A 24,779-nucleotide genomic window follows, 5' to 3' on the forward strand; every position below is an offset into this window, starting at 1 on the left:
TACAATATAAGCAGGAAAACGGGGGTGAACTTATGGAAAAGTATTTCTTATACGATGAACATCTCGGAATTGAAATTCCGCATTTACAAGAAGACTGGGAAGATATCCCCGAAAAAATGCAACATGCGATTTTATTAAAATGGGAACAAGTTCGCGGAAAGATTCCTGATCGTATAAAAGAACTCGAACATTATATTAATGCAAAACAGCATCATTTAAATAACGAAGAAGACTTCGAAATTTCTTGCAAACTGAATTCAGAAATTGCCGATCTCGCTTCCATCATTAATGACCTTTGGCTTTGGTATCGACTCACTCAAAATGTATCTGAGGGGAAAGCACACCAATAAAAAAAGCATGCCCCTCAATTACTTTGGGTCATGCTTTTTTGTCGTAACACGATTTACAATATATTTCTTTTGCTGTTTTTGCCAAACATACATCAAATGGACCAACTAATATACTTCTTTCTTTCGGCAACTTTACAAAAGCAACAAGCTCTTCTTCATATTGAATCTTTTTCTGACATGAAACGCATATTAACTCTTTTCTTTTAAACATGTCTTTTAGCATATTCTCACTCTCCTCTTCATCTGTCTATATTAATATACTCTCATAATAGTTAAAACTTGTAAAAAAATGACACATTATAAAGTAAATGACTCATATACTATGTACAAAAGGAGGCCTTACACTTATGCGCGCTTTCGTTATTATCGCTTTAACTTTTTTAAGTGTGATTAGCTGGGATGCGTTTTTTAAAGATAAAAAGGATACAACTGAATAAAACCCATTTTTCTTACTTATTGGACAACCCGTTAAAAACTGTCCAATTCTGCGAAATAACTTAGGCTTTTCTACAAAAATATTTAAACATAACAATTTTTGTAGATTTCCTCCGGTTATTGTCGGTTTCCATCCGCATACATTTTTTGAAAGTATGATATAATAATATAAATCTTGAAGGAAGGGATTTTGATATCATGATCGCTCGAAGGAGCATGTGGCATCGTATTGACGAATCATACACGTAGCGTATTTTCCAGCTCAGATACTTTAGTCTAGCGAAAAAAATACGAGAGTGGGGAAATTATGATTGCCCGAAGGATAATTTGGCAAAAAAAAGACTCTTCTTACACATAGCGTTTTGTTTAGGGCTTAATTGTTACTAGCTAAACAAAACAAAGAAGAGCAGGATTGCTAAATGAAGAATCCTACTCCACGTTTTGTTTAGTCGTTTTAAGACTTAAACTAAAACGAAAGTAGGGAGAATTGATGGACGAGAGGATTATTCGTTATTTCTTCAGCGACATATAGCGTAGTTAGTTTTTTCGTAAACTAACTGAAGCTACATGTGAGCTCGTAGTTAGTTTACAACACAAAAAAGGACTACTAACTACGGAAAGAAGGAATAACGATGAGGAACATCCAAAGTCGACAAATTATTAAAGAAGTTTTTATGGTTTTAATCGGTTCATTTATTTTAGCAGCAGCGCTATATCACATTCACTTCCAAAACCACTTAACAGAAGGTGGCTTTGTAGGTATCGCACTATTCATCCAAAATTTTTATGATATTTCACCATCTATTTCAACTGTAATGATGGATATCCCAATTATTCTACTATGCGCTTCATTGTTAGGTAGAAAAATGGTTGGCTATTCATTCTTAGGTTCAATTTCATTCGGAGTATTTTATTCTCTTATGGAAAATTATTCTCCATTTACGGTCGATTTATCAAACAATTTATTTATAGCTGCAGTAGTTGGCGGTGCGTTAGCTGGTATTGGACTCGGTTTTATATTGCGATTTGGCGGTGCAACCGGTGGAGACGATATTTTAACAATTGTATTAAGTAAAAAAACACGTTTTACAATTGGGCAAATTTTCTTCGTCTTTGACGCGATTGTTCTTGCGCTTTCATTATATTATTTAAATTGGACAGAAATTGCTTTTACTATTCTTTCGATTGCCGTACAGGCAAAAACATTGGATTTAATTTATTATCCAAAAACAGAAAAAGCAGAAGAAAAGCAGCCAGTATCTATTCCAATGTCCAAAAAGCATGCAACAAATTAAAAAAGCGAAAGGCTTCGGCCTCTCGCTTTTTTTATGCTCTTTTTTCCTTCTCGACTATGTGGCGCACTTGATAAAATCTATTTGCAAATTCAGTAACGTTTCTTGTTAAACGATAATTCACTGTAGACCCGATTGCCATTCCAATTACCGGAATACCTTGGAATAATTTACGACGAAGAGCATAAATCGAAAATGTTTTCAAAATTTGTTTTAAAATAATTTCAGTCGAAGCTGGTTGTAACACCGCTTCATCTCCTTCGTAGAAGAAGGAATCTTCTTGTTCTAGCTCTTGCAGTAAATTGTACCATGCGTATTGCTGAAGTCTTCCTGGTAGTAATGACGCATGAAATACCTTTAACGCAAGCATCATTTCATAAGGCTTGTTCACATCATGCCCAAATGACGTTGCAATAAGTTGGACAGCCTTCACATTTAACGCAATCATAACCGGAAAATCAGCTGTTAATAATAATAAACCTCCAGCACCCGTTGCTCCGCCTTGTACGAATGAATATAGGCGATGGCGTGCTGTTTGCTGCTCTGCTATGTATGTTAATTGATCGATAGATAATGCTTTTAAATCCTCTAGTTGCTCAATCGATTCATCAAATAATCTCGATGTTCCTAAAATACGATTACGCGCCTCTAACTGTGATTGTGAACTTTGAATCAATGCATGCAAATGAAAAAGCCATCCATCTGCTTTCGTAAAGAAATCTTTTCGTTTTTTCTCAGGTAGTTTCGCAATTGTATTATGTACCCATTTATCAAACAGTTTTTGAAAATCAGTCGCTTCTTGCTCAACTAATTGCGATTCCCATTCTTTTATATTGTCTAAAATGGCTTGTTCTCGCTTCGATCGCATCGTAACAACCACCTCGTTCGATTTTTTTCTATTGTAACATATTTCTGCTTATTCTTTGCAAATATGCTTGTCTATCTTTATTCACATACCACTTTTAGTGACATAAAATATTAACAAAAAGGATGAGATAAATCACATGAATCTATCCGATATAAAAAAAGAATATCATGCAGTATTCAGTTTAGGACAAAACTGCTGGCCTGCTTGGGCGTTATATCAATTCAAATTATCACCATTTTTTGGCGTTATTGATTTTATGCTAAGCCCATCATTAGAAAAGGTGAATATATTATTACAAAATCGATTTGACCGTTTTTTACAGTTAGAAAATTTATCCTTCATCTCATTTTGGGATGATGATGCGAAATTAAGACTACGGGACAATCTATATGAAATCGACTCCTGCCACGACTTTAAAACAGATGTAAACACACCAACTTCTTGGCCTTCTTATACAGAAATTAAGTTAAATTATGAGCACCGAATTAATCGTTTTCTAACAACAATTGACACAGCACAATCCATATTATTTATTCGAACTGGAGGAACATACGAAGAAGCACGTTCCTTGGAACACATTTTATCTCAAATCGTTACACATACATTCTCTGTCCTATTACTCATTCCTGAAGATGTACCAACTGTTACGGAAGAAGATTGGGGATTGCAAAATATTTGCGTTATAAAATGTCCTATTATGGATGTATTTCAGTACAATGAAGCATTTTGGAATGACTTATTTAATGGCATCGTAATTCGCCCACATTCTTAAATACACGACACTTTTATTACGCAATACATTATAATCATCCTTATACAAAATAAAGTGAAACTTTAATCAGTGGGGGTTTTGTTCATCCCCACTGATTATCAGCCCTCACCAATCGGACTTTTACGGACAGCCCGACCCCCACCTAACTTCTTTGCTTCCGCTGAATTTTGAGGTGAGGGTCTTACTGCCCGTTAAAGTGGGATAAATAAGGAGTGATTGTATATGTATCCACGTGCAAAAGCTTTCGGTCTTGCTTTACATCACGAGCGGCTTCTCGTACAAGAATATCATACAGACGATGAAACATATTACCGGCCTCTTGGCGGTTCAATTGAACTTGGTGAAAAATCAGCACATACTGTTATTCGTGAATTTCAAGAAGAGCTTCATACAGAAGTGGAAATCACTGCTTATTTAGGTTGCTTAGAAAACATCTTTCATCTTGATGGAGAAATTGCTCATGAAATCATTCAGTTATATTCTTTACGCTTATTAGACACGTCACTATATGGAATGGAAGTACTGAATATACAAGATGAACAAACAGTATCGTATGCGAAGTGGATTCCCATTACAGCATTCATTCAGGAGAAAAAAGCACTATATCCAGATGGAATTTTAAACTATATCCAAAAGAAAAAAGACGAAATCCTATAGGACTTCGTCTTTCTTTTCATATATTAACCGATGTTTCCAAGACGTAGTACGTCACGAGCGATCATAACTTCTTCGTCAGTTGGAATTACAATAATTTTTACTGGAGAATGTGGGAAGTTGATGAATGCTTCCTCACCGAATACGTTATTGCGTTTTGCATCGAAGTATACGCCCATGTATTCAAGGCCTTCTAATACGCGTTCACGAATAATCGCACTGTTTTCACCTACACCAGCTGTGAAGATGATTGCATCTACACCTTTCATACGAGCAGTGTAAGAACCGATGTATTTGTGGATACGGCTTACGAATACATCAAGTGCTACTTTCGCACGGTGATCGCCTTCTTCTTCTTTCGCAATGATGTCACGTAGGTCACTAGAGTAACCAGTAAGACCTAACATACCACTCTTCTTGTTTAATACGTTAACTACTTCTTCTACTGTTTGGCCTGTTTTTTCCATGATGTATGGAATTAACGCAGGGTCAATGTTACCAGAACGTGTACCCATTGTTACACCAGCAAGTGGAGTGAAGCCCATAGAAGTATCGATAGATTTACCGCCTTCTACTGCTGCGATACTTGCACCGTTACCTAAGTGACAAGAAAGTAAGCTTAAGCTTTCAAGTGGACGACCTAATAGTTCAGCCGCACGTTCAGTTACATATTTATGAGAAGTTCCGTGGAAACCGTATTTACGGATACCGAATTTTTCATAGTACTCATATGGTAAGCTGTATAGGAATGCAGATTCCGGCATTGTTTGGTGGAATGCTGTATCGAATACTGCTACTGCTGGTACGTTTGGTAATACTTCTTGGAATGCTTTAATACCAACAACGTTTGCTGGGTTGTGAAGTGGTGCTAAATCGCTTAATTCTTCGATATCAGCTAATACTTCATCAGTAATTAGAACAGAGTCAGCAAATTTTTCGCCGCCGTGAACAACACGGTGACCGATACCGCCAATCTCATCTAGAGATTTAACGATTCCGTTTTCAGTTAATTTTTTAAGAAGCATATTAACTGCTACTGCGTGATCTGGAATGTTTGTAATTTCTTTTTGTTTTTCGCCATCTACAGTAATAGTGAAGATACTATCTTCTAAACCGATACGTTCTACTAAACCTTTTGTTAATACTGTTTCACTTGGCATTTCAAATAATTGGAATTTTAAGGAAGAGCTTCCTGCGTTAATCGCGATGATTTTTGACATCTAGTCTTTCGCCCCTTTTTCTCTTGGTAGTTGTGTGGATGTTTCCACAAACCGCTCGATTTTATCTGATCAAATTTACTAAATATGAAAACGTTTCATCATTAGTAAATTTTATACTCACGATTTTAATTTAAACATCGTACGACATATATTTCAAGTGAAAAAATTGTAACACCAAGAAAAAAAATATATTACAGATTTCAAAAAAATTCAGTTAAATCTTGTATATATTTAAAAATATGACATATCATATAAAACTGTACTACATGAATTACTAACCCTGTTACATATACCTAGCCTTATTTATGCGTTGCAAACCAAGTATTTAATTGGTCCATAATGTCCTCCATCGCCTTCATGTTGGAGAATTTAGGTAACTCCACTAATAACGCCTGTTTTGGCATCGTTACACTAGGACCTTTCTTTTGGAGAACAAATATACTTTTTGCATTTTTCTCGTTTTTAAACATGGAAACAGGTAGCTGTAATAACCCCTGAATAAAGCATGTTTCTTTAATAAATGCATGTAATTTCGGTGCTTGATCACTTTCAAAAATGAAGTTCGGTACTAGGAAGAATAAGTATCCGCCTTCTTTCGTATGCTTCACACTTTGTTCAATAAATAGGTGGTGGGCATATGACATTCCTTCATCTGCTTTTAACTTATATTCACTTGCACCGATTTCATTTGGATAGTAACCAACCGGTAAGTCTGAAACGACTGCATCAACTGGATCGATATAAAGCGGTGCTAGTCCATCTTGATGGAAGAATTCGATTGCATGCTTTTGTAAATTCGCATTTACTAAAGCAAGTTTAATTAGCACTTCGTCCACTTCTACACCAAATCCACTCATCGTAACGTTTTCTTGAGCACTATTGAAAACTGTCGTCATCAAGTTACCTGTTCCAATTGCAGGGTCTAACACAGTAATTTCATTTTGACCCTTCATAAATTTATGGAATAAGTAACTCATGAACATACCAACTGCATCAGGCGTCATTTCGTGATTCGCTTGTACGCCTTCCTTCATTCCTTTTAAGATGGCTAACTGAAATGCTTTACGAATTTCTTCACCTTTATATGTTTCTTCATTAAACGTACTATATTCACGATTCAGCCTTTCAATTGCTGATTCTGATAATTCCTCTTGTAAAATCGCTCCTTCAAACAAGTTATCCCCTGTTTCTACAAGCGCCTCTAAATATGTTACATCTAATTCTTTACGTAAAACTACCGCAGAAGAATCAAAAATAGAAAATAAAGTTTCTACTGTCTGACTCACGTACATTCCTCCTTCTCTCTTTTACACATAACTTATATCATACCATAATCTGATTTTTTCCCAAAAGAAAAAGCGACCTCTTTTTAAGAGCTCCCTTTTTAGTGATGTATGATGTAACGTCTTCTCTCGTATATCGATTCCATATAGCAATATATGAGAGAAGACGACCTCTTACAAAGAGGTCATCTTCGTTCACATTATTTTGCAGCTTTTGCTGCTTCTAATGCTGCTTCATAGTTTGGATGGCTTGTACCTTCGCTTACGTATTCTACGTAAACTACTTTGTCATTGCTATCTACTACGAATACTGCACGAGCAAGTAAACGAAGCTCTTTCATTACTAAGCCGTAAGCTTCACCGAATGAAAGGTCACGGTGGTCAGAAAGTGTAACAACATTTTCTAAACCGTTTGCTGCACACCAACGTTTTTGAGCGAATGGTAAGTCAGCGCTAATCGTTAATACTTTCGCGTTTTCAATACCTGCTGCATCTTGGTTAAAACGACGTGTTTGTGCATCACATACACCTGTGTCGATAGAAGGTACAACACTAATTAATTTCACTTCACCTTTGTATGTTTCTAAACTTACTGGAGATAAGTCATTTGCTAACACTTGGAAGTTTGGCGCTTGATCGCCAACTTTAACTTCTGTTCCAACTAAAGTCATTGGGTTACCTTTAAAAGTTACGTTTGCCACTTGAAAATCCTCCCTTATTTAAACAAAATATGTACAATGTAAATGATAGTTTGTCCCTATCGATAATGCAAATAAAATCGCTTTATTTACAAAAAAATTAAAGAAGCTAATCTATTGATCAGCTTCTTTATTCGTTAAATTTGAAATTCAGGATCGTCTTCTTTTCGTTTATCCATCATTTCTTTCACTTTATCAACAGCTTGTGGCGCTAATTCAATTATTTTATCGATGACGTGTGTTTGCTTATCTAAGTGCAACACTTTTACGCCTTCTCCATTTATAACAAGAAAAGCAACAGGATTAATAGAAACTCCTCCACCGCTTCCCCCGCCAAATGGATGGCGGCCTGAATGTTCTATTTTACCAAATTCACTTCCACCAGCCGCAAATCCGAAGCTAACTTTTGAAACGGTAAGAATTACACTTCCATCAGCAGCTTTAATTGGATCGCCGACAATTGTATTTACATCAGTCATTTGTTTTAAATGCTGCATTGCAGTTGTCATTAAACCTTGAATTGGATGGTCCATTCTATATCCCCCCTATGCTTGAACAGATTTTTCTGTCGTACCAGATCTTTGTCTTCTCATAAACACGAGTAATTTCACCGCTGTTTTTATAGTACGGAATATACGAAAAGATGCTGTTAACTCACATCTTGATGCAAATCCTTTCCCTTGAAAAACAGGAGTAATTTCAAATTCTGGTACGTCGACAATATGCATATATTGTCCTACAACTCCAGCAGCCATTCCTTTTGTCCCCCATGCATATCCGGTGACAATTCCAGTACTAGCTGCGTCGCCTGCTCCAATTTGCGTATGCCATTTCCAACCATTGATTTTCACTCGTTTGAGAAAATCTTTAACGATAGTATGAACTTCTTGCAGCTTTTTTATCAGTTCTCCCATACTATCAAGTTGTGCCATAATTTTATTGTCTAGTCCGCCGTCCTCTTCAGCTTTTTCGATTTTTTGTCCTGTTTTCTTCTGCTGTTTCTCAATTCTTTCCAACACATCAAATGTATATCGAATCATCCATATTTTCACTTGAAGCAAACATTGCTTTTCCATTTCTGAATATAAAAATGTCACTTTAAGCTTTATTTTCGACAATAGTATAAACAAAATAAAAAGGAGAAGAATTATTATTCCAATTACGAGCCACTTCATACGTATCATCCTTTCACTCCGTACCCATTATCGACAACTTTATTCATCATTAAACAGCGTTTCATAAGATTGAATATAAAAATTTTTCTAAAAATAAAAAGGTATTTTGACAATTTATATCGAAATATATTATTTGAACATATCATCAGGGAACGGACTCTAATGATATGTAGCACGAAGCATAGAAAATTTAACTGCAGTGGAGGGATACATAATGGCAGATCGTCGCAATTTATTTTTCTTTTATGGTGATGACAAAGCAAAGCTCGTTGAAAAAATGAAACCAATCTATCGTATTTTAGAAGAGAATGGATTTACCATATTAGATCATCCAAAAAATGCAAACGCTATCGTCAGTGTTGGAGATGATGCAACTTTCTTACAAGCCGTTCGTAAAACTGGTTTTAGGGAAGATTGTTTATACGCAGGGATTTCTACGAAAGATGAAATTTCATTCTACTGCGATTTCCATATTGATCACGTTGATACAGCCCTTCAAGAAATTACAAAAAATGAAATTGAAGTGCGAAAATATCCAACAATTGAGGTAGATGTAGATGGTAGCACATCTTTCCATTGTTTAAATGAGTTCTCATTACGTTCTAGCATTATTAAAACGTTCGTTGTAGATGTTCACGTTGATGATTTATATTTCGAAACTTTTAGAGGTGACGGTTTAGTTGTTTCTACCCCAACAGGAAGTACAGCTTACAATAAATCGTTACGTGGTGCAGTTGTTGATCCGCTTATCCCTTGCTTCCAAGTAAGTGAATTAGCATCTTTAAATAACAACACATATCGTACACTTGGTTCACCGTTCATTTTAAATCACGAACGTACATTAACTTTAAAACTAAGACCAGACGGTAACGATTATCCTGTTATCGGCATGGATAACGAAGCGCTTAGCATTAAACAAGTGGAAAAAGCTGTTGTACGCTTAAGCGATAAACAAATTAAAACAGTTAAATTAAAAAACAACTCTTTCTGGGAAAAAGTACAGAGAACGTTTTTATAGTATTAAAATAACCGTAGAATTATGGTGGCCCATAATTCTACGGTTATTTATTTACCCTGATTGGTGCGAGCAACAACCTCTCGCTATCCGACCGATATTCTTGTCAGTTTTTGTCGGTAAGTCGATATATTCTAATAATCGCTCATATATTTGGAGTTACGGTCGATATATTTCAATAATCGCTGATATAATTCAGGTTACGGTCGATATATTCCGATAATCGCTCATATATTTTTACGCACCTTTTCTATAGACGACTTTGCCATCTATTACGGTCATCTCTGCTTGTACTTCTTTTATTTCCTCTGCCTCTATTTCAAAAATATCGCGGTCTAATATTGTAAAGTCTGCCTCATATCCTTTTGTAATTTGCCCTCGCTTCGCTTCTTTTCCGATTGCATAGGCACTTCCTGTTGTAAATAAAGAAACAGCCTCATATACCGTTAATCTTTCTTCTGGCATATAACATAAACCGTCAATAAAACTTCTACGTGTAACAGCGCTATATATGCCTAGAAACGGATTTACTTGCTCGATCGGAGCATCAGATCCCCCGTTACAGTGTAATCCCGCTTCCAGTAACGTCTTCCAAGCATACGCATAACGAAGACGGTGCTCGCCTAGTTTTTCAATGACTGATGGAAAATCTGATGAAACAAAGACTGGTTGTATATCAATAATGGCTTGCAAGTTTTTCATTCTTTCAATCAACTCTTCACGAGCTAGCTGACAATGAATAATACGGTCGCGTAATCCTTTTGCTGGCGGATACAATTCAAGCGCATCAATGACATATTCAAGCGATAAGTCACCGATAGTATGAATCGCAACTGGCATATGTAAGTCTCGTGCTTTCTTCACTAATTCCGCAAGTTCTTCACGTGAGAAAATGGCAACTCCATTTGTTTCTCTCGCATCTTCATACGGTTCACTTAATAAAGCTGTTCTTCCGCCAAAAGAACCGTCAGAAAAAATTTTCATTGCCCCAAACTCAATATAATGCTCATTTTCATATTCTTTTCGTTCATGTGCTACTTCATGGTGAACAAGTAAATGTGCTTTAAATGGCATTTCTTTTATAACATGAGAAAACGCATTATGCGTTTTTCTAAATCCACCGTAATAATTTAAATCTTCCGTATGCCCGCCAACGAGTCCATATTGCCAGCAGTCTTTAATTGCTGTTTGCAAAGCACTTTGTAAGTAGGCTTCATCAATTTCAGGCTGGACATGTTTGATTAACTCTTGGCCTTGTTCATATAAAAGTCCTGTTAATTTATTGAATGAGTCCCGTCCAACTTTCCCGCCTTTTGGATCTTCTGCCTTTTCTGTTATGTTCGCTTCTTGCAGTATGTATGAGTTCACCCATGTAACATGGCGACAAACTCTCTTTAATAAAATGGGATGTTCTTTCGAAATTTCATCTAAATCACGCGCGTGAACATCTTTCGTATCCTTAAAATTATTTTCGTTCCAGCCCTCTCCGATAATCCAAGAACCTTTCGGCGCTTCTTCTACTCGCTTCCGAACGAGAGTCAGCACTTCTCTATAAGATGTGCAGTTTGATAAATCTAAACGAAGTAACCTCTCCCCGTGACCAATAAGATGCATATGGCTATCAACGAGACCTGGAATCATCGTTTTGCCTTTTAAATCGCGCAATTTAGCCACAGCATATCGGTTTTCTAACTCTTTTTTACTTCCAACATCAACAATCATACCGTTTTCAACGTAAATAGCGTCCACTTTTTCATTTTCTTCTCTCATTGTGTAAATGTTGCCACCATACCAAATTTCCCCCATATATTTCATCTCCTTTATTTTTTATTGTATAAAAAAAAGCACCATTTCAAAACATGGTGCTTTTCTAAACATTACTTTTGTTCAGTAGTAGACGTTGTAACTTGCCATTCAATATTAAATTTATCTTTTACTTGTCCGTATGCTGGGCTCCAGAACGTTTCTTGAAGGGGCATAATAACTTCGCCACCTTCTTGTAACTTATCGAATACTTCTTTCGCTTTTTCTGCGTTACTAATTTGAATTGCGATTGTTACTTGAGATCCAATTGCATGCCCTTGACCTGGGAATGTATCAGAAATCATAAGATCCGTATTACCAACTTTTAAAGTAGCGTGTAAAACGCGTTCTTTCGCTTCAGCTGGAACCGGGTATTCTGGATTTTCAGGCATATCACCAAAAGTTTGCATGACTTCCACTTTTGCATCTAACGCCTCTTTATAAAACTGTACAGCTTCTTGCCCACTACCATCTAAAACTAAGTACGGATTAATACCTAAAATCATACGGACACCTCTTTTTTCAATTTATAAAATCGAACTTGTGTTCGTTTTTATATTATCATTGTTTGCCATTTCATTCAACTATTTCCTTCACTGTTTTCAAATTTATTTTGACGGAATCTCCATCTCTTGTTTTCTAAGCTCAATACGGCGGATTTTTCCAGAAATCGTTTTTGGTAGTTCATCTACAAATTCAATTTTGCGAGGGTATTTATATGGTGCAGTAAGTTCTTTGACGTGTTGTTGGAGTATTGGAATTAATGTTTCTTCGTTCTTTTCTATATTCTCTCTTAATACGATAAATGCCTTCACGACACTTCCGCGAATTTCATCAGGACTTGCGACAACCGCACATTCTCTCACGTAAGGGTGCTTTACGAGCGCATCTTCTACTTCAAACGGCCCGATTGTATAACCAGAGCTAATAATAATATCATCACCGCGCCCTTCAAACCAGAAATAGCCGTCTTCATCTTTTTTCGCTTTATCACCTGTAATATAATAATCACCGCGGAATTGCATCGCTGTACGCTCATCGTCTTTGTAATATTGTTTAAAGAGTGCCGGCGTTTCAATGTGAACTGCAATATCACCAACTTCGCCTACCTGTACCGGAATACCTTCCTCATTTACAATATCAACGTGGTTACCCGGCGTCGGTTTCCCCATTGATCCTGGTCTAATATCCATTCCTTTCATTACACCAACAAGCAATGTGTTTTCCGTTTGCCCATAGCCGTCTCTTACTGTAATATGAAAGTGCTTTTGGAACGTTTCAATGACTTCTCTATTTAACGGCTCACCTGCGGATACAGCGCTATGTAACGCTTCTAAATTGTATTCACTTAAATTTTCTACTTTTGCCATTAATCTATACTCAGTCGGCGTACAACAAAGCACATTCACCTTATTATCGTCTAATAAATTTAAATACGTTTTTGGTTCAAACTTACCGTGGTATACAAATCCTGTTGCCCCCGAGCCTAGAGTTGCTAAAAACGGGCTCCAAATCCACTTTTGCCAGCCTGGACTAGCTGTTGCCCACACAACATCATTCTCTTCAATTCCGAGCCAATTTGGAGCGCTCGTACGTAAATGAGCGTATGCCCACGCATGTGTATGAACAACACCTTTTGGATTTCCCGTCGTTCCTGACGTGTAAGATAAAAAGACCATATCTTCTTTATCTGTCTTCGCCATTTCTAACATGTCACTTTCTGTTTCTAACGCTGTTTTTAAATTGATCCATCCATCTACTGGCTGCTCGCTCAGAACGAATTTTTGAAGGGATTCCATCGCTTCTATATCATCAAACTGTCCAATGTACGGCTCATAACTTACGATTGCTTTTACTTCCCCATGTCCAATGCGGTACTCGATATCCTTTTTGCGTAACATTTCCGAACTCGGAATTACGACAAATCCTGCTTTAATCGCAGCGATATACGTCATGTATGCTTCAATTAAACGCGGCATCATAATGAGGAGCTTGTCCCCCTTTTGCAGACCACTCTTTATAAAAGCGTTTCCAATTTTATTTGCACCTTTCATTAACTCCGCGTATGTAACTTCTCGGCGATTCCCTTTATCATCTTGCCAAATTAAAGCAAGCTTCTCTTTATCACCTGTATATTTCTCTATTTCAGAAACTAAATTATAAGACGGTGGTGCCAACAATTCCTCTCTCTTCATAAACATCCTCCTTTTTCTTTATGCCTCCCTTATATAATAAAGAATTTTCTGTCAATTTTGAACCCTCATCTTTTGACAAATTTTTTAGTTCTGTCGAATATATCGAACACAACTTAGAATATATTAACAAAAAATTAAATATATCAATTTACCGACAAATGGCGCCACAACATAAAAAAGAAAGAGCGGGAGAACCCGCTCTTTCTAAGCCATCATATGGGATTATTTTTGGTAACCGCCTAATTGTTGCTCAGCTAGTGAAACTAGACGTTTAGTGATTTCACCACCAACAGAACCGTTAGCGCGAGCTGTTGCATCAGCTCCAAGTTGAACACCAAACTCTTGAGCGATTTCGTATTTCATTTGGTCTAATGCTGATTCAGCACCAGGAACCGCTAATTTATTTGTGCTACGTGACATGTTATATCACCTCCTTGTGAGTATAGAGTGTGATAAATAACATGACTTCATACACGGTTTACATATGGTAATTTATGGTTTTAGAAAAGTTCTTCGAATTTTTCTTCTTCCGCTACTACTTCTACCGTTTGTAATACCATTGTTTCTTTGTTCGCTACAGCTTCATCGATTAATGGTGTGAAATCATATTTCGCTTCAAAACGATTCGCTTTTTCACGCTTCGGCTTCGTCGCTGGGCTTGCTGGTGTGAATACTGTACAGCAATCTTCGTACGGACGAATTGAAATATCATATGTGCCGATTTCTTCAGCAATTTTAATAATCTCTAATTTATCCATCGTAATAAGCGGACGAATAATTGGATAGTTTGTTACTTCGTTAATCGTATGCATACTATCTAACGTTTGACTTGCTACTTGTCCAAGACTTTCACCAGTCGTGATTGCTAGTGCGTTACGCTCCTCTGCGATACGCTCTGTAATACGCATCATCATACGGCGCATAACTGTCATTGAATAGCTAGATGGGATTTCTTTATTAATCGTTTTTTGCACTTCTGTAAATGGAACAAGGTGAAGTGTTACACGTTTACAGTATTTCGTTAACTCTTGTGCTAAATCGATTACTTTTTGTTTTGCGCGCTCACTTGTGAAAGGTGGGCTATGGAAGTGAACTGCCTCCACAGATACGCCGCGTTTCATCGTTAAGTACGCTGCTACTGGGCTATCAATACCGCCAGACAGAAGTACCATTACTTTTCCGCCAACGCCAACTGGTAAACCACCAGCTCCCATACGCTCATCACACATAATGTAGCTATAACCGCTGCGAATTTCTACGCGTACATTTACATCTGGATTATGAACATCTACAGTAATATCTTCTGTATTTTCTAGAATATGTCCACCAATCTCAGGTAATAATTCCATCGTTCTCATTGGGAAATGCTTATAAGAACGGTGTACAGTAATTTTAAATGTTTTCACATCGCCTTTTACTTGTAAGAAAGCTGCTAATGCACCTTTTTTAATGTCTTCTAATTCTGATGGTACTTTCATCGCTAAGTTAAACTTATGAATACCAAATACATCTTTCAATCTTTCAGATACCGCTTCATGATCTTCGCCATTTAATTGGATATACATACGATCATGTGTTGCATCGATTTTAATATTGGGGAATTTTTTCAGTTTGAACTTTACGTTATCTTTTAATGTGCTTACAAATTTAGAACGGTTCTTACCTTTAGTCGTCATCTCTCCATAACGAACTAAAATATATTCATATGTCATCATATTCCTTTACCTCATCACTTCATATAATTTTGGCATCGTCTCTTTCACAATACCTTCAAATTGCTTTACTTCTTCCATCGTGTTTTCTGGTGCTAAACTAATGCGAATAGCACTTGCAGCAGCGGCATGTGGTACTCCCATTGACACTAACACTCTGCTCACTTCATTTGCTTTTGAAGAACAAGCAGATTTCGTTGATACATATACACCGTGCTCTTCTAAAGCATGAACGACCACTTCTGGTTTTAAACCTACAAATGATACATTTAAAATGTGCGGTGCTGCATATGCAAGCGACGTATTAATCGTTACATCCTCCATCTCTTTAAAGAAACGAACAAGCTCTGCTTGTAAACTTTGCAAATGAGCTACCTTTTCTTTCACTTGCTCCATTGTCATGCGAAGTGCTTTCACCATCGCTACAATGCCAGGTAAGTTCTCTGTACCAGAGCGATACTTCAGCTCTTGTTGACCACCTGATAAAATTGGATCTAACCTTACGCCATCACGTACATAAAGAAGACCCGTTCCTTTTACACTATGGAATTTATGTCCAGATATTGAGCAAAGATCAATATGAGAAGCGTATAAATTAAGCGGTACTTTTCCTATCCCTTGTACATGGTCCACATGGAATCTTATTTTCGGATAATTCGATAATAACGTTCCAATTTCAGCAACAGGCTGAATTGCTCCAGTCTCGTTGTTCACGTGAATAATTGACACAAGAATCGTATCTTCACGAAGCGCTCGTTTTACATCCTCTACCGATACAACACCATGCTCATTAACCGGTAAATATGTTACATCAAAACCGAGATCTTCTAATTGTTTATATGCTTCAAACACAGACGCGTGTTCAATATTTGTTGTAATGATATGTTTACCGCGCGAACGATTCCTCATCGCTATTCCTTTAATCGCAAGGTTATTCCCTTCCGTTCCACCTGATGTGAAAATAATTTCAGAAGGCTTAACGTGAAGAAGCTGCGCTGCAATTGTTCTTGATTGTGTTAATAGACGCTCTGCCTCTCCTCCAAGCGAATGAATAGAAGAAGGATTCCCAAAATATTTCCCCGCAACCGTTACGTACGATTGAAGAGCTTCTGGATATGGCTTTGTCGTCGCACTATTATCAAAATAGATCATCGTTCTTCCCCTTTCAGCGCTGTCACATCATATAATCATATCACAAATACGTGTCATTACGCTAAGACTACTCAAAGGTTCCGTTATATTTTAAAACGAATAACCTTACTGTATTCCGCTATTCATTATAGCAACATCGCCTGCAAAATTACACAAAAAAACAAACCCTTATGAAAGGGTTTGTTCATTGTCTACATATTCAGCTATTTTTTGAACAACGCCAGGCTCAAGTTGCTCTAGTACAGAAGCCGCTTGTTCTAAAGCTGCATCGTATTGATATTCACGGAATAATTTCTCCGCATAATTTAAGCTCTCTGCAAGGTTTTCATCATGACTGCGGTAACGATTACCGTATTGAATTAATTTTTCAACTAAATACGCTTGTCCAATTAACTCTTCTGTCATTTCAGCAACACCATTAACAGTTGTGTAAGCTTCTTCTAAACTGCTATTTACAGCATTCATATTTAACGGCTTCACTTCTAATTGCTCATATACAGCTTGCATTGCCATTTGTCCTCTTTTTAAATCTTCCATAATGCTCTCTGGAAGACCTGGCAAATTCGACTTTTGCATAAAGCGTTTCGTTTCGAAAATAGTATTTCGCATTTCTTGTAACTTCTCACGCGCTTCAAATTCTTCTTTGCGCATCGTTTGCAGCATTTCTTTATATTCTGCATGAAGTACTTTTAATGTTTCACATTGCTCATAAATCTCTTCTAGTTCCTCACGAATAATAGAGAAGGCAATATCTTGTTCCGCAACCCGTAATTGCAACATTTCAAAACGTTTCATTAAAATGTGCATTTGCTTTTCAATTACTTTTTGAGACTCAATGTCCTTATCTTGTAACTGATAGCTTTGTTTCACGAGCTGTGTTTCTGCTTTTGTTTCAATCGTTTCAATGCGAATTTCTTCTAAGTCTTCATAAACAGAAAGTGTTTTTTGCTCCACATAATGTCTCGCATGTACTTCTTGTTCTAGTTGATCATAGAAGCTATCTAAACTTGTTTTTAAGTTTTCTACTTTTTCAGCCGCTTCTGTTATGTGAAGCTCCTGTATATCCATTAAACATATTTGTAGTTGTTTCTTCATATCGCGAACTTCTTTAGGAATTTCCAAATACTCTAATACATAACCTTGTCTTACCATATCATTATGTCCGTGTAATAAATCTTCCAACTGAACCGGTAACGTCGCTTGACACTCTACCAATAAATCTGGAATTTGGTGAATAATGATTTCTAAATCTGCTAAACCTTCTTCCAAACTAATAACAATTTCTCTCGCTTTTAAATAGTCGCCATTGTTTGTTGCTTCTTCAAAGGTTTTAAATTTCTCAGATTCAGCGTCTAGCATCTCTTCGATTTTCTGCTCTGCTGCTCCATACATATGTCTATGAGCAAGAACACTCTTCTTCATACTACGATATGTATCACGTAACCCTTCGATTTCCGAGCTATTTTTTTCATGGCTTTCTAACAATTGCTGTAATTCATTTAAAATGTCTGTAATACGATTATCAGCGTCATCTAAACCACTTATGGATTCATTCATCGCATGCTTTGCTTTTCGGAAGGAGAATTGCGAGGCGAATTTTCGCGCTTGCGCTAAATCTTTTTCAGCTTTCGGAATGGTTGTTGATACAATTTCATCCCATTCTTCACGCCATTTACCAAACAGTTCTTCTGTTTGACCCGTCATATTTAAATCTTTCACCCGTTTTAGCTCATCTGCCACAGGTTTATCTTTTATCTCTTGTTTCCACTGCTCAAGTGCTTCAATATCTTTATATGAACGATTTCTTATCACAAGCTCTATCATGAGCAGCACTAGAATAGAGCTTACTACAATGATAACGATCGTCAGGATAGAATCCATGCAAAAAAGCCTCCTAGTTATATCTCTTTTTTTGTCCGTTCCGTTTATGAAATGGAAGGCATTATGTATAAAAAGGGAATTCCCCTATATTTAACAACTAACAATGTACTAATCATACCATGTAATCGTTTGTTTTTGACCTAGTTTTTTTTAAAATTTCATGTTTCTTTCAATGCAATTGTAATCTTTCTCAATATTCCGTTTGGATTACCTCTCATCAGCAAATGAATGCAATACAAGGCCTTCTTCCATATGAGATGCGAAATAAATTTTGCGCAAAAGTGGCGGTTCAATAGAAATCGCATGCACATTTCCTTGCCTTACCGCTTGATCTACTGCTATTTCTGGAAGTAACGTAATGCCAAGTCCAGCACTGACCATCGCAAGCATCGGTTCTGCATAAGAAGTTTCAAATGCAATAATCGGTTTCGCACCTATCCCTTGAAACAGATTCGTAATCATTTTTCTTACATCGCAGATTTCTGGGTATACGATTAACTTTTCATTTTGCAAATCTTCCATTCGGATTACTGTTTTCTCTTTATAAAGATGATCATTTGAAACGACACACACAATTTTTTCTTCTCGTATTTCTTTTATACACGTAGCACCTTCTACTACTGAATCGATGAACATCGCTTCAATCTTCCGTTCTTTAAAGAGTCCCATCAGTACTTTCGTATGCTCAATTTTCCATTCTACTTCGAACCCGTCACCTAATACATCTTTACATTTTGATATATAATGTGCTGCTAAACTTGGCAATATGCCTATAGAAATGTTTCGCTTCTCTTGAAATTTCTTCATCTCGGCTTTCACTTCATGTATGTGTTCCAAAATCGGTAACATTCTTGTTATAAATAGCTCTCCAGCACTTGTTAATTCCACTCCTTGCGCGGAACGCTTCAGTAAAGTAACTTCTAAATCGGCCTCTAACCTTTGAATTTGTTTACTAAGCGCTGGCTGCGAAATATGTAAAATCTTACTCGCCTTTGATAAACTTCGCGTATTCTTCACTTCAATAAACGATCGTACTGCCTCCAAATCCATCGTACACACCTCTAACAAAAAGTTATAACTGTCATAAAAAATCGATATTTCCTTCTATAAACAATTACTCTTTATACTTATTTCATCAACTTACTATAACGAAATGTAAAGGGGAAAGATACTCTTGAACAAAAAACAAATGCTACTCGGATCCCTCCTATGCTTACTTGCCGTAACGGCTTGGGGATTTATGTTTCCTGTCATGGCAAACGCCTTACAGTTTATCGATCCATTCTTCTTCACAACGATTCGCTATGGATCAGCAGCTATTATTTTTCTTATTCTGTTATTAATGACCGAAGGGACAAAGTCACTCCGCTTAGAAAAGAAAACACTTTCGTTACTCTTTTACGGAACAGTCGGTTTCGCAGGATATGGTTTTCTTGTTTTCTACGGACAGCAACTTGCCGGACCGTCTGGAGCCATCCATGCCGCGATGATTCAGTCTCTTATGCCACTCATCGCTTTATTATTGCAGTGGATAACAAAAAACAAACGTCCACAAAACTACACTTTCCTTTGTATGTTCGTTGCACTTATCGGTGTTATGCTTGTCATTTCAAAAGGAAATATTCACTTATTATTTGGAGCTGCCAGTCACCTTTCAACAAATATACTTATGTTATGCGGCGTTACTTGCTGGGTCATTTATACAAACGGTGGTGCTAGTTTTCAATCTTGGTCACCACTTAGGTATACGACGTTAACTTGTTTATTTGGCTCAATTTCACTCATCACTATCGTCACTTTTTTAACTTATACAAACGTCGTTACTGTACCTTCACTATCGACAATTATGAACGTTCGTTTTGAACTCTTATATATGTCTATTATTGCAGGCGTTATCGCAGTATTTTGCTGGAACGCAGGAAATCGCTATATTTCATCCATTAATGGCATATTATTTATGAATTTAGTTCCTGTACTTGCACTTATCGGTTCCATCTTTCGAGGTTATACAGTCGACAAAATTGAAGTTGCTGGAGCCTCATTAACAATTATCGCGCTATTATGCAACAATTTATGGCAAAGAAAAGAAAGCACAAAAATCCCCACCTCAGTTCGTTAGGTGGGGATTTTTCACATATGAACAGCTCTTGGCCATTCATAATACATATTCGTTATACATAATGTTTGTTCTATCCATTGTTCAATTTCTTTCGTGTACATTTCTAAGAAAAAGGTCTCAGATGGAAAAGAATGTAGCACTTCTGATATATATTGCGGATATAAAAACGGCATATTCATCATGCCTTTTAATTGCGTCATAAACATTGTAAAAGATACCTTCTTAAACTCTTGTTTCATTTGTCCCTGTCTAATCATTTGCTCTATATAATATCTTTCTTTAGAAAAATAAACGGTCATCACTTCGCGAATTAATGTCGTATCAAGCGACAGCTCTCGGTAAAAGAAACGTGTCAGCTCCCTATTATCAAATTGATATCGTAAAATCCCGCGCACCATTTGCACCATCACATCTTTAGCCGACAAATATTCTCTCTGTTCAAAGGACGTTTCAATCACATGAATATACCCTTCTAAAAAATTAGTAATAAGCTGCTCTAATAGGCCTTGCTTTCCAGCAAAATAATATGAAATATTCGCTACATTCACATCCGCTCGCTTTGCAATGTCTCGCACCGACGTTCCATCATAACCTTTCGTGTTAAACAACGATATTGCCGCATCAATTACTTTTTGTTTCGTCTGTTTCATGCGCTCACTTCCTCTCACTGAACAGCTATAGTGTAAATTTCTTGACTTTTAAGACAAATTCCTTTAATTTTCTATCGACAAAGTCATGTGAAATACATCGTATTTTGCTAATATTTTACACATCTCGATAAAAAAGGAGCTGTTTCCATGTTTACTAAAGAAAGTTATACAGGATCTCGCGTGCAGCAATATGAGACAGTAATAAAACAACTGGATGCATTATTAACTGGCGAATCAAACGTAGTCGCAAACTTATCAAATGCGTCCGCATTATTAAACCAATTTTTGGATCGTGTTAATTGGGTTGGCTTTTACGTAACAGAAGGAAATCAGCTTGTTCTTGGACCATTCCAAGGAATGCCTGCTTGCGTGCGCATTCCATTTGGACGAGGCGTTTGCGGCGTTGCAGCTGAAACGAAAACAACGCAGCTTGTAGCAGACGTTCATCAATTCCCAGGACACATCGCTTGCGACAGTGCTTCAAATTCAGAAATCGTCGTACCGATTATTAAGGATGGGAATGTCATTGGTGTACTTGATATTGATAGCCCTGAAAAAAACCGTTTCGACGAAGTAGATCAGCGCTATTTAGAAAAGTTTGTGGAAACACTCCTAAAACATATGTAACAAAAAAGAGCTAGTTATCGATTAAGTACATGACGTACAAAACCGATAGCTAGCTCTTTTTTTATTGATTACTAACAGTAGATATTTTCTTTAACGCTTGCTCTAAATCAGAAACAATATCCTCCCACGATTCTAAACCGACAGATAAACGTATTAAATTATCATAAATGCCCATTTCTTGTCTTAACGCAGCTGGAATCGCGGCGTGCGTCATCGTTGCTGGGTGCTGAATTAACGTTTCTGTATCTCCTAAACTTACCGCAATTGTAATAAAGTGAAGGTCATTAATAAACGCCTGCGTCTCTTCTTTCCCGCCTTTAATTGAAAAAGATATAACACCGCCCCCACGTTTCATTTGGCGAGATGCTAACTCTCCTTCTGGATACCAAACACCTTCTACCGCATCATGATTTTTTAGGAACGATACAATTTTTTCTGCATTATCACAATGACGATCCATTCTTACTGCTAGTGTCTTTAATCCGCGTAACAATAACCATGCGTCAAACGGTGCCATAATACCGCCGATATCTTTTCGCATCGGGCGGATTTTTTCAGCTAACGCTTTCGTTTTACAAATTGTTACACCCGCCACAACATCACCGTGACCACCAATATATTTTGTCGCACTATGAACAACCGCGTCACAGCCAAGTTCAAGCGGTCTTTGTAAATAAGGTGAACAAAACGTATTATCAACAATAACAAGTAACCCATTTCGCTTCGCAACCCGAATCACTTGTTTTAAATCAATTAATTTCATTGTCGGATTAATCGGTGTTTCAACGAAAATAAGCTTTGTATTCGGGCGAATTTTATTTTCCATATCAGCCTCTGTCTCCATATCACAAAACGAATGCGTAATCATAAATTTTTCTTCTAACACTTCTAAAAAACCGTATGTGCAGCCGTATAATCCATTTGAACAAATAATATGATCTCCAGCTTTTAGAAAACCAATTAACGTTGCGGAAATAGCTGCCATACCGGATCCGAAAGCAAGCGCTTCTTCTCCTCCTTCTAACACCGCCATACGTTCTTCGAATAATTTCACAGTCGGATTTCCAAGTCTTGAGTAAATATAAGATGGATCCACTCCCGCAAAACTCGCCTCTCCTTGCTGCGCAGTCTCAAATGTAAATGTAGACGTTTGAAATAAAGGCGGTGTTAAACTTCCTTTATGTTCCTCTGATGTATAACCGTGATGAATTAACGCTGTCTCCATATGCTTCTTTTTCATAAAAACATCCCCTTTTATGTTTTTATTGCCGCATATTCATCATTAAAACTTTGATGAACGTTTTACTTCATTTTATGTAAGCGTTTTATTTGTGTTTCTATCTCTTCTTTTATATCGTTTTAAATTCCTTCTTGTTCATTTCCAAAATTTATATGCATAAAACAAAAACGTACTCGCTTGACGAAACTCTCGGTAAAAGATATAATAGCGTTTGTGTAAAATAAAAAGGCAGCCTTGTAATGTGAGTTTATCGTTTGTATTTTGTTCCTCTACGGAGGTGTATCTCGTAACTCCCTGCTGCTGGAGCGAAGGTACATGAAAACAAAATGCCCGTAAATATCGATTACGTCTGTTTTTATTTTACGTAAATAAAAACATTTTAAAGGAGGAGTCAACTATGGCTCGTTATACAGGTCCAGCTTGGAAACTGTCTCGTCGTCTTGGAATCTCTCTAAGCGGCACAGGAAAAGAATTAGAAAAACGCCCTTACGCACCAGGTCCTCACGGTCCTAACCAACGTAAGAAACTTTCAGAATACGGTTTACAATTACAAGAGAAACAAAAACTTCGTCACATGTACGGCATGACTGAGCGTCAATTCCGTCGCACATTTGACCAAGCAGGTAAAATGCCTGGTAAGCACGGCGAAAACTTCATGATCCTTCTTGAAGCTCGTCTTGACAACTTAGTTTACCGTATGGGCTTAGCTCGCACTCGTCGTGCAGCTCGCCAATTAGTAAACCACGGTCACATCATGGTTGATGGCGCTCGCGTAGATATCCCATCTTACCGTGTAAAACCTGGTCAAACTATCAGCGTTCGCGAAAAATCTAACAACCTTGTTGTTGTTAAAGAAGCGATCGAAGTTAACAACTTCGTACCAGAATACTTAACTTTCGATGCTGACAAATTAGAAGCTACTTACACTCGTCACGCTGAGCGTGCTGAGTTACCAGCTGAAATTAACGAAGCATTAATCGTAGAGTTCTACTCTCGTTAATGACAAAAAGCCAATCCTGTGGATTGGCTTTTTTCGTTTATATATAAAATATAGTTATTTATTTTCCTCTTTCTGAACATATACATAAGCATCTTTCTGCTCTTTATGTATATCCACCTTCGAATTCTCTGCAAGCTGACCCGCATTTAGCAAAGAAAAAATAATGAGTGCTTCTAGTGACATTTCGTTTTACCACTCCTTTCTAGTTGTTATACATTTATCATACCGCTTACATGTGATTTCCGTATGAACTCGAAAAGGAGATTACAACAAAATGGTTACAAGTATATGAATGCACGCTATAATAACCATAAAATAGGAGGTTGATTCATTTTGACAATAAACCAAATGGTTCAGTTAGGCAGTGCATGTATGTTGTTTATTACTTCCGCGCTTATTAATTGGTATCAGGGAAGTAATTTAATAGATGATCCTGATGAATGGAAATATAGCGCTAAGTTTACGAATTACTTCAAAGGCACCGTTTCAAATTACGAAGATATTTATCAAATCGATTTTTTTATATACGCAGCAAAATTTTATCCAACAGCATTTATCGTTATGCTAGCGAGTTTACTTTATATGCTCATATTAATTCTTTATATTCTATTTAAAAGAAAAGATGCGGCGTTTTAAAT

The 24,779-nt window shown here is 37.0% G+C and carries 27 protein-coding genes; 9 read left to right on the top strand and 18 right to left on the bottom strand.

The genetic code is table 11. The annotated features are described in order from the left end of the window. The first annotated feature begins 32 nt into the window (after nt 1-32). Nucleotides 33-350 carry a hypothetical protein gene (locus PDQ40_RS14025; protein WP_000417212.1) on the top strand — a complete coding sequence of 106 codons (318 nt, stop codon included), beginning with the start codon at nt 33-35 and terminating at the stop codon, nt 348-350. A gap of 28 nt (nt 351-378) precedes the next feature. Here the strand turns inward: PDQ40_RS14025 and PDQ40_RS14030 are convergent, their stop codons facing one another. Then, a complete protein-coding gene (locus PDQ40_RS14030; RefSeq protein WP_000910277.1) occupies nt 379-573 on the bottom strand; it encodes a hypothetical protein in 195 nt (64 codons plus the stop codon). Nucleotides 574-1,417: 844 nt separating this feature from the next. Here PDQ40_RS14030 and PDQ40_RS14035 point away from each other — a divergent pair. Beyond that, on the top strand, nt 1,418-2,080 hold the full coding sequence (locus PDQ40_RS14035; RefSeq protein WP_001244531.1) for a YitT family protein: 663 nt from the start codon (nt 1,418-1,420) through the stop codon (nt 2,078-2,080). 31 nt (nt 2,081-2,111) lie between these two features. On the opposite strand, the gene PDQ40_RS14040 is transcribed toward PDQ40_RS14035, so the two are convergent. Further along, a complete protein-coding gene (locus PDQ40_RS14040) occupies nt 2,112-2,945 on the bottom strand; it encodes an EcsC family protein (protein WP_001256869.1) in 834 nt (277 codons plus the stop codon). 136 nt (nt 2,946-3,081) lie between these two features. Between PDQ40_RS14040 and PDQ40_RS14045 the strand changes: the two genes are divergently transcribed. Beyond that, nucleotides 3,082-3,717 carry a DUF1796 family putative cysteine peptidase gene (locus tag PDQ40_RS14045; protein WP_001053723.1) on the top strand — a complete coding sequence of 212 codons (636 nt, stop codon included), beginning with the start codon at nt 3,082-3,084 and terminating at the stop codon, nt 3,715-3,717. 222 nt (nt 3,718-3,939) lie between these two features. Continuing rightward, entirely contained in the window at nt 3,940-4,374 is a 435-nt protein-coding gene (locus PDQ40_RS14050) for an NUDIX hydrolase (protein WP_000283489.1), read from the top strand. A 23-nt stretch (nt 4,375-4,397) separates the two neighbouring features. On the opposite strand, the gene ackA is transcribed toward PDQ40_RS14050, so the two are convergent. From ackA to PDQ40_RS14075, 5 genes are all read right to left on the bottom strand, one after another. Further along, nucleotides 4,398-5,591: an acetate kinase gene (ackA, locus tag PDQ40_RS14055; RefSeq protein WP_000034576.1), complete on the bottom strand. Its 1,194-nt coding sequence runs from the start codon at nt 5,589-5,591 to the stop codon at nt 4,398-4,400. Nucleotides 5,592-5,890: 299 nt separating this feature from the next. Next, a complete protein-coding gene (locus tag PDQ40_RS14060; protein WP_000084357.1) occupies nt 5,891-6,877 on the bottom strand; it encodes a class I SAM-dependent methyltransferase in 987 nt (328 codons plus the stop codon). A gap of 197 nt (nt 6,878-7,074) precedes the next feature. Continuing rightward, nucleotides 7,075-7,575, bottom strand: a complete 501-nt coding sequence (gene tpx, locus PDQ40_RS14065) for a thiol peroxidase (RefSeq protein WP_000024528.1) — start codon at nt 7,573-7,575, stop codon at nt 7,075-7,077. Nucleotides 7,576-7,709: 134 nt separating this feature from the next. Then, nucleotides 7,710-8,105: a GerW family sporulation protein gene (ytfJ, locus tag PDQ40_RS14070; protein ID WP_000350002.1), complete on the bottom strand. Its 396-nt coding sequence runs from the start codon at nt 8,103-8,105 to the stop codon at nt 7,710-7,712. A 12-nt stretch (nt 8,106-8,117) separates the two neighbouring features. Next, nucleotides 8,118-8,756: a DUF2953 domain-containing protein gene (locus PDQ40_RS14075; RefSeq protein ID WP_000620650.1), complete on the bottom strand. Its 639-nt coding sequence runs from the start codon at nt 8,754-8,756 to the stop codon at nt 8,118-8,120. A gap of 205 nt (nt 8,757-8,961) precedes the next feature. Between PDQ40_RS14075 and PDQ40_RS14080 the strand changes: the two genes are divergently transcribed. Next, nucleotides 8,962-9,765, top strand: coding sequence for an NAD kinase (locus PDQ40_RS14080; protein ID WP_000785168.1), 804 nt, complete (start codon nt 8,962-8,964; stop codon nt 9,763-9,765). A gap of 234 nt (nt 9,766-9,999) precedes the next feature. On the opposite strand, the gene PDQ40_RS14085 is transcribed toward PDQ40_RS14080, so the two are convergent. From PDQ40_RS14085 to PDQ40_RS14120, 8 genes are all read right to left on the bottom strand, one after another. Continuing rightward, nucleotides 10,000-11,568 (bottom strand): amidohydrolase, encoded by a 1,569-nt coding sequence (locus PDQ40_RS14085; RefSeq protein ID WP_071742013.1) that lies wholly within the window; start codon nt 11,566-11,568, stop codon nt 10,000-10,002. Nucleotides 11,569-11,639: 71 nt separating this feature from the next. Further along, nucleotides 11,640-12,071 (bottom strand): VOC family protein, encoded by a 432-nt coding sequence (locus tag PDQ40_RS14090; protein ID WP_000600363.1) that lies wholly within the window; start codon nt 12,069-12,071, stop codon nt 11,640-11,642. 102 nt (nt 12,072-12,173) lie between these two features. Continuing rightward, entirely contained in the window at nt 12,174-13,760 is a 1,587-nt protein-coding gene (mbcS, locus tag PDQ40_RS14095; RefSeq protein WP_000817739.1) for an acyl-CoA synthetase MbcS, read from the bottom strand. A gap of 222 nt (nt 13,761-13,982) precedes the next feature. Beyond that, nucleotides 13,983-14,180: an alpha/beta-type small acid-soluble spore protein gene (locus PDQ40_RS14100; RefSeq protein WP_000091640.1), complete on the bottom strand. Its 198-nt coding sequence runs from the start codon at nt 14,178-14,180 to the stop codon at nt 13,983-13,985. 80 nt (nt 14,181-14,260) lie between these two features. Further along, a complete protein-coding gene (thiI, locus tag PDQ40_RS14105; RefSeq protein WP_000989282.1) occupies nt 14,261-15,475 on the bottom strand; it encodes a tRNA uracil 4-sulfurtransferase ThiI in 1,215 nt (404 codons plus the stop codon). Between the two features lie 6 nt (nt 15,476-15,481). Then, nucleotides 15,482-16,624 (bottom strand): cysteine desulfurase family protein, encoded by a 1,143-nt coding sequence (locus PDQ40_RS14110; protein ID WP_000638965.1) that lies wholly within the window; start codon nt 16,622-16,624, stop codon nt 15,482-15,484. Nucleotides 16,625-16,792: 168 nt separating this feature from the next. Continuing rightward, nucleotides 16,793-18,505, bottom strand: coding sequence for a septation ring formation regulator EzrA (gene ezrA / locus PDQ40_RS14115; protein ID WP_000377297.1), 1,713 nt, complete (start codon nt 18,503-18,505; stop codon nt 16,793-16,795). Nucleotides 18,506-18,712: 207 nt separating this feature from the next. Continuing rightward, nucleotides 18,713-19,555, bottom strand: a complete 843-nt coding sequence (locus PDQ40_RS14120) for a LysR family transcriptional regulator (protein WP_098947038.1) — start codon at nt 19,553-19,555, stop codon at nt 18,713-18,715. Nucleotides 19,556-19,679: 124 nt separating this feature from the next. On the opposite strand from PDQ40_RS14120, the gene PDQ40_RS14125 reads away from it, so the two are divergent. Beyond that, complete coding sequence (locus tag PDQ40_RS14125; RefSeq protein ID WP_001036068.1) at nt 19,680-20,624, top strand: DMT family transporter; 945 nt, start codon at nt 19,680-19,682, stop codon at nt 20,622-20,624. Between the two features lie 11 nt (nt 20,625-20,635). Here the strand turns inward: PDQ40_RS14125 and refZ are convergent, their stop codons facing one another. Continuing rightward, on the bottom strand, nt 20,636-21,274 hold the full coding sequence (gene refZ / locus PDQ40_RS14130; RefSeq protein WP_000814932.1) for a forespore capture DNA-binding protein RefZ: 639 nt from the start codon (nt 21,272-21,274) through the stop codon (nt 20,636-20,638). A 147-nt stretch (nt 21,275-21,421) separates the two neighbouring features. Between refZ and PDQ40_RS14135 the strand changes: the two genes are divergently transcribed. Then, nucleotides 21,422-21,901, top strand: a complete 480-nt coding sequence (locus PDQ40_RS14135; RefSeq protein ID WP_000494346.1) for a GAF domain-containing protein — start codon at nt 21,422-21,424, stop codon at nt 21,899-21,901. 61 nt (nt 21,902-21,962) lie between these two features. Here PDQ40_RS14135 and megL read toward each other — a convergent pair whose 3' ends face one another. Further along, entirely contained in the window at nt 21,963-23,141 is a 1,179-nt protein-coding gene (gene megL, locus PDQ40_RS14140) for a methionine gamma-lyase (protein WP_000726590.1), read from the bottom strand. 397 nt (nt 23,142-23,538) lie between these two features. On the opposite strand from megL, the gene rpsD reads away from it, so the two are divergent. Next, entirely contained in the window at nt 23,539-24,141 is a 603-nt protein-coding gene (rpsD, locus tag PDQ40_RS14145; protein ID WP_000135311.1) for a 30S ribosomal protein S4, read from the top strand. Between the two features lie 54 nt (nt 24,142-24,195). On the opposite strand, the gene PDQ40_RS14150 is transcribed toward rpsD, so the two are convergent. Beyond that, a complete protein-coding gene (locus PDQ40_RS14150) occupies nt 24,196-24,324 on the bottom strand; it encodes a hypothetical protein (RefSeq protein ID WP_000050940.1) in 129 nt (42 codons plus the stop codon). Between the two features lie 150 nt (nt 24,325-24,474). Between PDQ40_RS14150 and PDQ40_RS14155 the strand changes: the two genes are divergently transcribed. Then, nucleotides 24,475-24,777 (top strand): YjdJ family protein, encoded by a 303-nt coding sequence (locus PDQ40_RS14155; protein WP_076856074.1) that lies wholly within the window; start codon nt 24,475-24,477, stop codon nt 24,775-24,777. The last annotated feature ends 2 nt before the right edge of the window (nt 24,778-24,779 follow it).

It is taken from the genome of Bacillus cereus group sp. Bc061 (assembly GCF_027715825.1).
Classification (GTDB): Bacteria; Bacillota; Bacilli; order Bacillales; family Bacillaceae_G; genus Bacillus_A; species Bacillus_A paranthracis.

Excerpts from the sequence above, each read along its gene's own strand:
- ackA (WP_000034576.1), bottom strand. The coding sequence starts at position 5,591 with ATGTCAAAAATCATCGCGATTAACGCAGGAAGCTCTTCCTTAAAATTC.
- thiI (WP_000989282.1), bottom strand. The coding sequence starts at position 15,475 with ATGATGACATATGAATATATTTTAGTTCGTTATGGAGAGATGACGACT.
- PDQ40_RS14035 (WP_001244531.1), top strand. The coding sequence starts at position 1,418 with ATGAGGAACATCCAAAGTCGACAAATTATTAAAGAAGTTTTTATGGTT.
- ytfJ (WP_000350002.1), bottom strand. The coding sequence starts at position 8,105 with ATGGACCATCCAATTCAAGGTTTAATGACAACTGCAATGCAGCATTTA.
- rpsD (WP_000135311.1), top strand. The coding sequence starts at position 23,539 with ATGGCTCGTTATACAGGTCCAGCTTGGAAACTGTCTCGTCGTCTTGGA.
- PDQ40_RS14090 (WP_000600363.1), bottom strand. The coding sequence starts at position 12,071 with ATGATTTTAGGTATTAATCCGTACTTAGTTTTAGATGGTAGTGGGCAA.
- PDQ40_RS14100 (WP_000091640.1), bottom strand. The coding sequence starts at position 14,180 with ATGTCACGTAGCACAAATAAATTAGCGGTTCCTGGTGCTGAATCAGCA.
- ezrA (WP_000377297.1), bottom strand. The coding sequence starts at position 18,505 with ATGGATTCTATCCTGACGATCGTTATCATTGTAGTAAGCTCTATTCTA.
- refZ (WP_000814932.1), bottom strand. The coding sequence starts at position 21,274 with ATGAAACAGACGAAACAAAAAGTAATTGATGCGGCAATATCGTTGTTT.
- PDQ40_RS14120 (WP_098947038.1), bottom strand. The coding sequence starts at position 19,555 with ATGGATTTGGAGGCAGTACGATCGTTTATTGAAGTGAAGAATACGCGA.
- mbcS (WP_000817739.1), bottom strand. The coding sequence starts at position 13,760 with ATGAAGAGAGAGGAATTGTTGGCACCACCGTCTTATAATTTAGTTTCT.
- PDQ40_RS14030 (WP_000910277.1), bottom strand. The coding sequence starts at position 573 with ATGCTAAAAGACATGTTTAAAAGAAAAGAGTTAATATGCGTTTCATGT.
- PDQ40_RS14085 (WP_071742013.1), bottom strand. The coding sequence starts at position 11,568 with ATGGGGGAAATTTGGTATGGTGGCAACATTTACACAATGAGAGAAGAA.
- PDQ40_RS14045 (WP_001053723.1), top strand. The coding sequence starts at position 3,082 with ATGAATCTATCCGATATAAAAAAAGAATATCATGCAGTATTCAGTTTA.
- PDQ40_RS14075 (WP_000620650.1), bottom strand. The coding sequence starts at position 8,756 with ATGATACGTATGAAGTGGCTCGTAATTGGAATAATAATTCTTCTCCTT.
- megL (WP_000726590.1), bottom strand. The coding sequence starts at position 23,141 with ATGAAAAAGAAGCATATGGAGACAGCGTTAATTCATCACGGTTATACA.
- PDQ40_RS14050 (WP_000283489.1), top strand. The coding sequence starts at position 3,940 with ATGTATCCACGTGCAAAAGCTTTCGGTCTTGCTTTACATCACGAGCGG.
- PDQ40_RS14110 (WP_000638965.1), bottom strand. The coding sequence starts at position 16,624 with ATGATCTATTTTGATAATAGTGCGACGACAAAGCCATATCCAGAAGCT.
- PDQ40_RS14025 (WP_000417212.1), top strand. The coding sequence starts at position 33 with ATGGAAAAGTATTTCTTATACGATGAACATCTCGGAATTGAAATTCCG.
- PDQ40_RS14080 (WP_000785168.1), top strand. The coding sequence starts at position 8,962 with ATGGCAGATCGTCGCAATTTATTTTTCTTTTATGGTGATGACAAAGCA.
- PDQ40_RS14150 (WP_000050940.1), bottom strand. The coding sequence starts at position 24,324 with ATGTCACTAGAAGCACTCATTATTTTTTCTTTGCTAAATGCGGGTCAG.
- PDQ40_RS14135 (WP_000494346.1), top strand. The coding sequence starts at position 21,422 with ATGTTTACTAAAGAAAGTTATACAGGATCTCGCGTGCAGCAATATGAG.
- PDQ40_RS14040 (WP_001256869.1), bottom strand. The coding sequence starts at position 2,945 with ATGCGATCGAAGCGAGAACAAGCCATTTTAGACAATATAAAAGAATGG.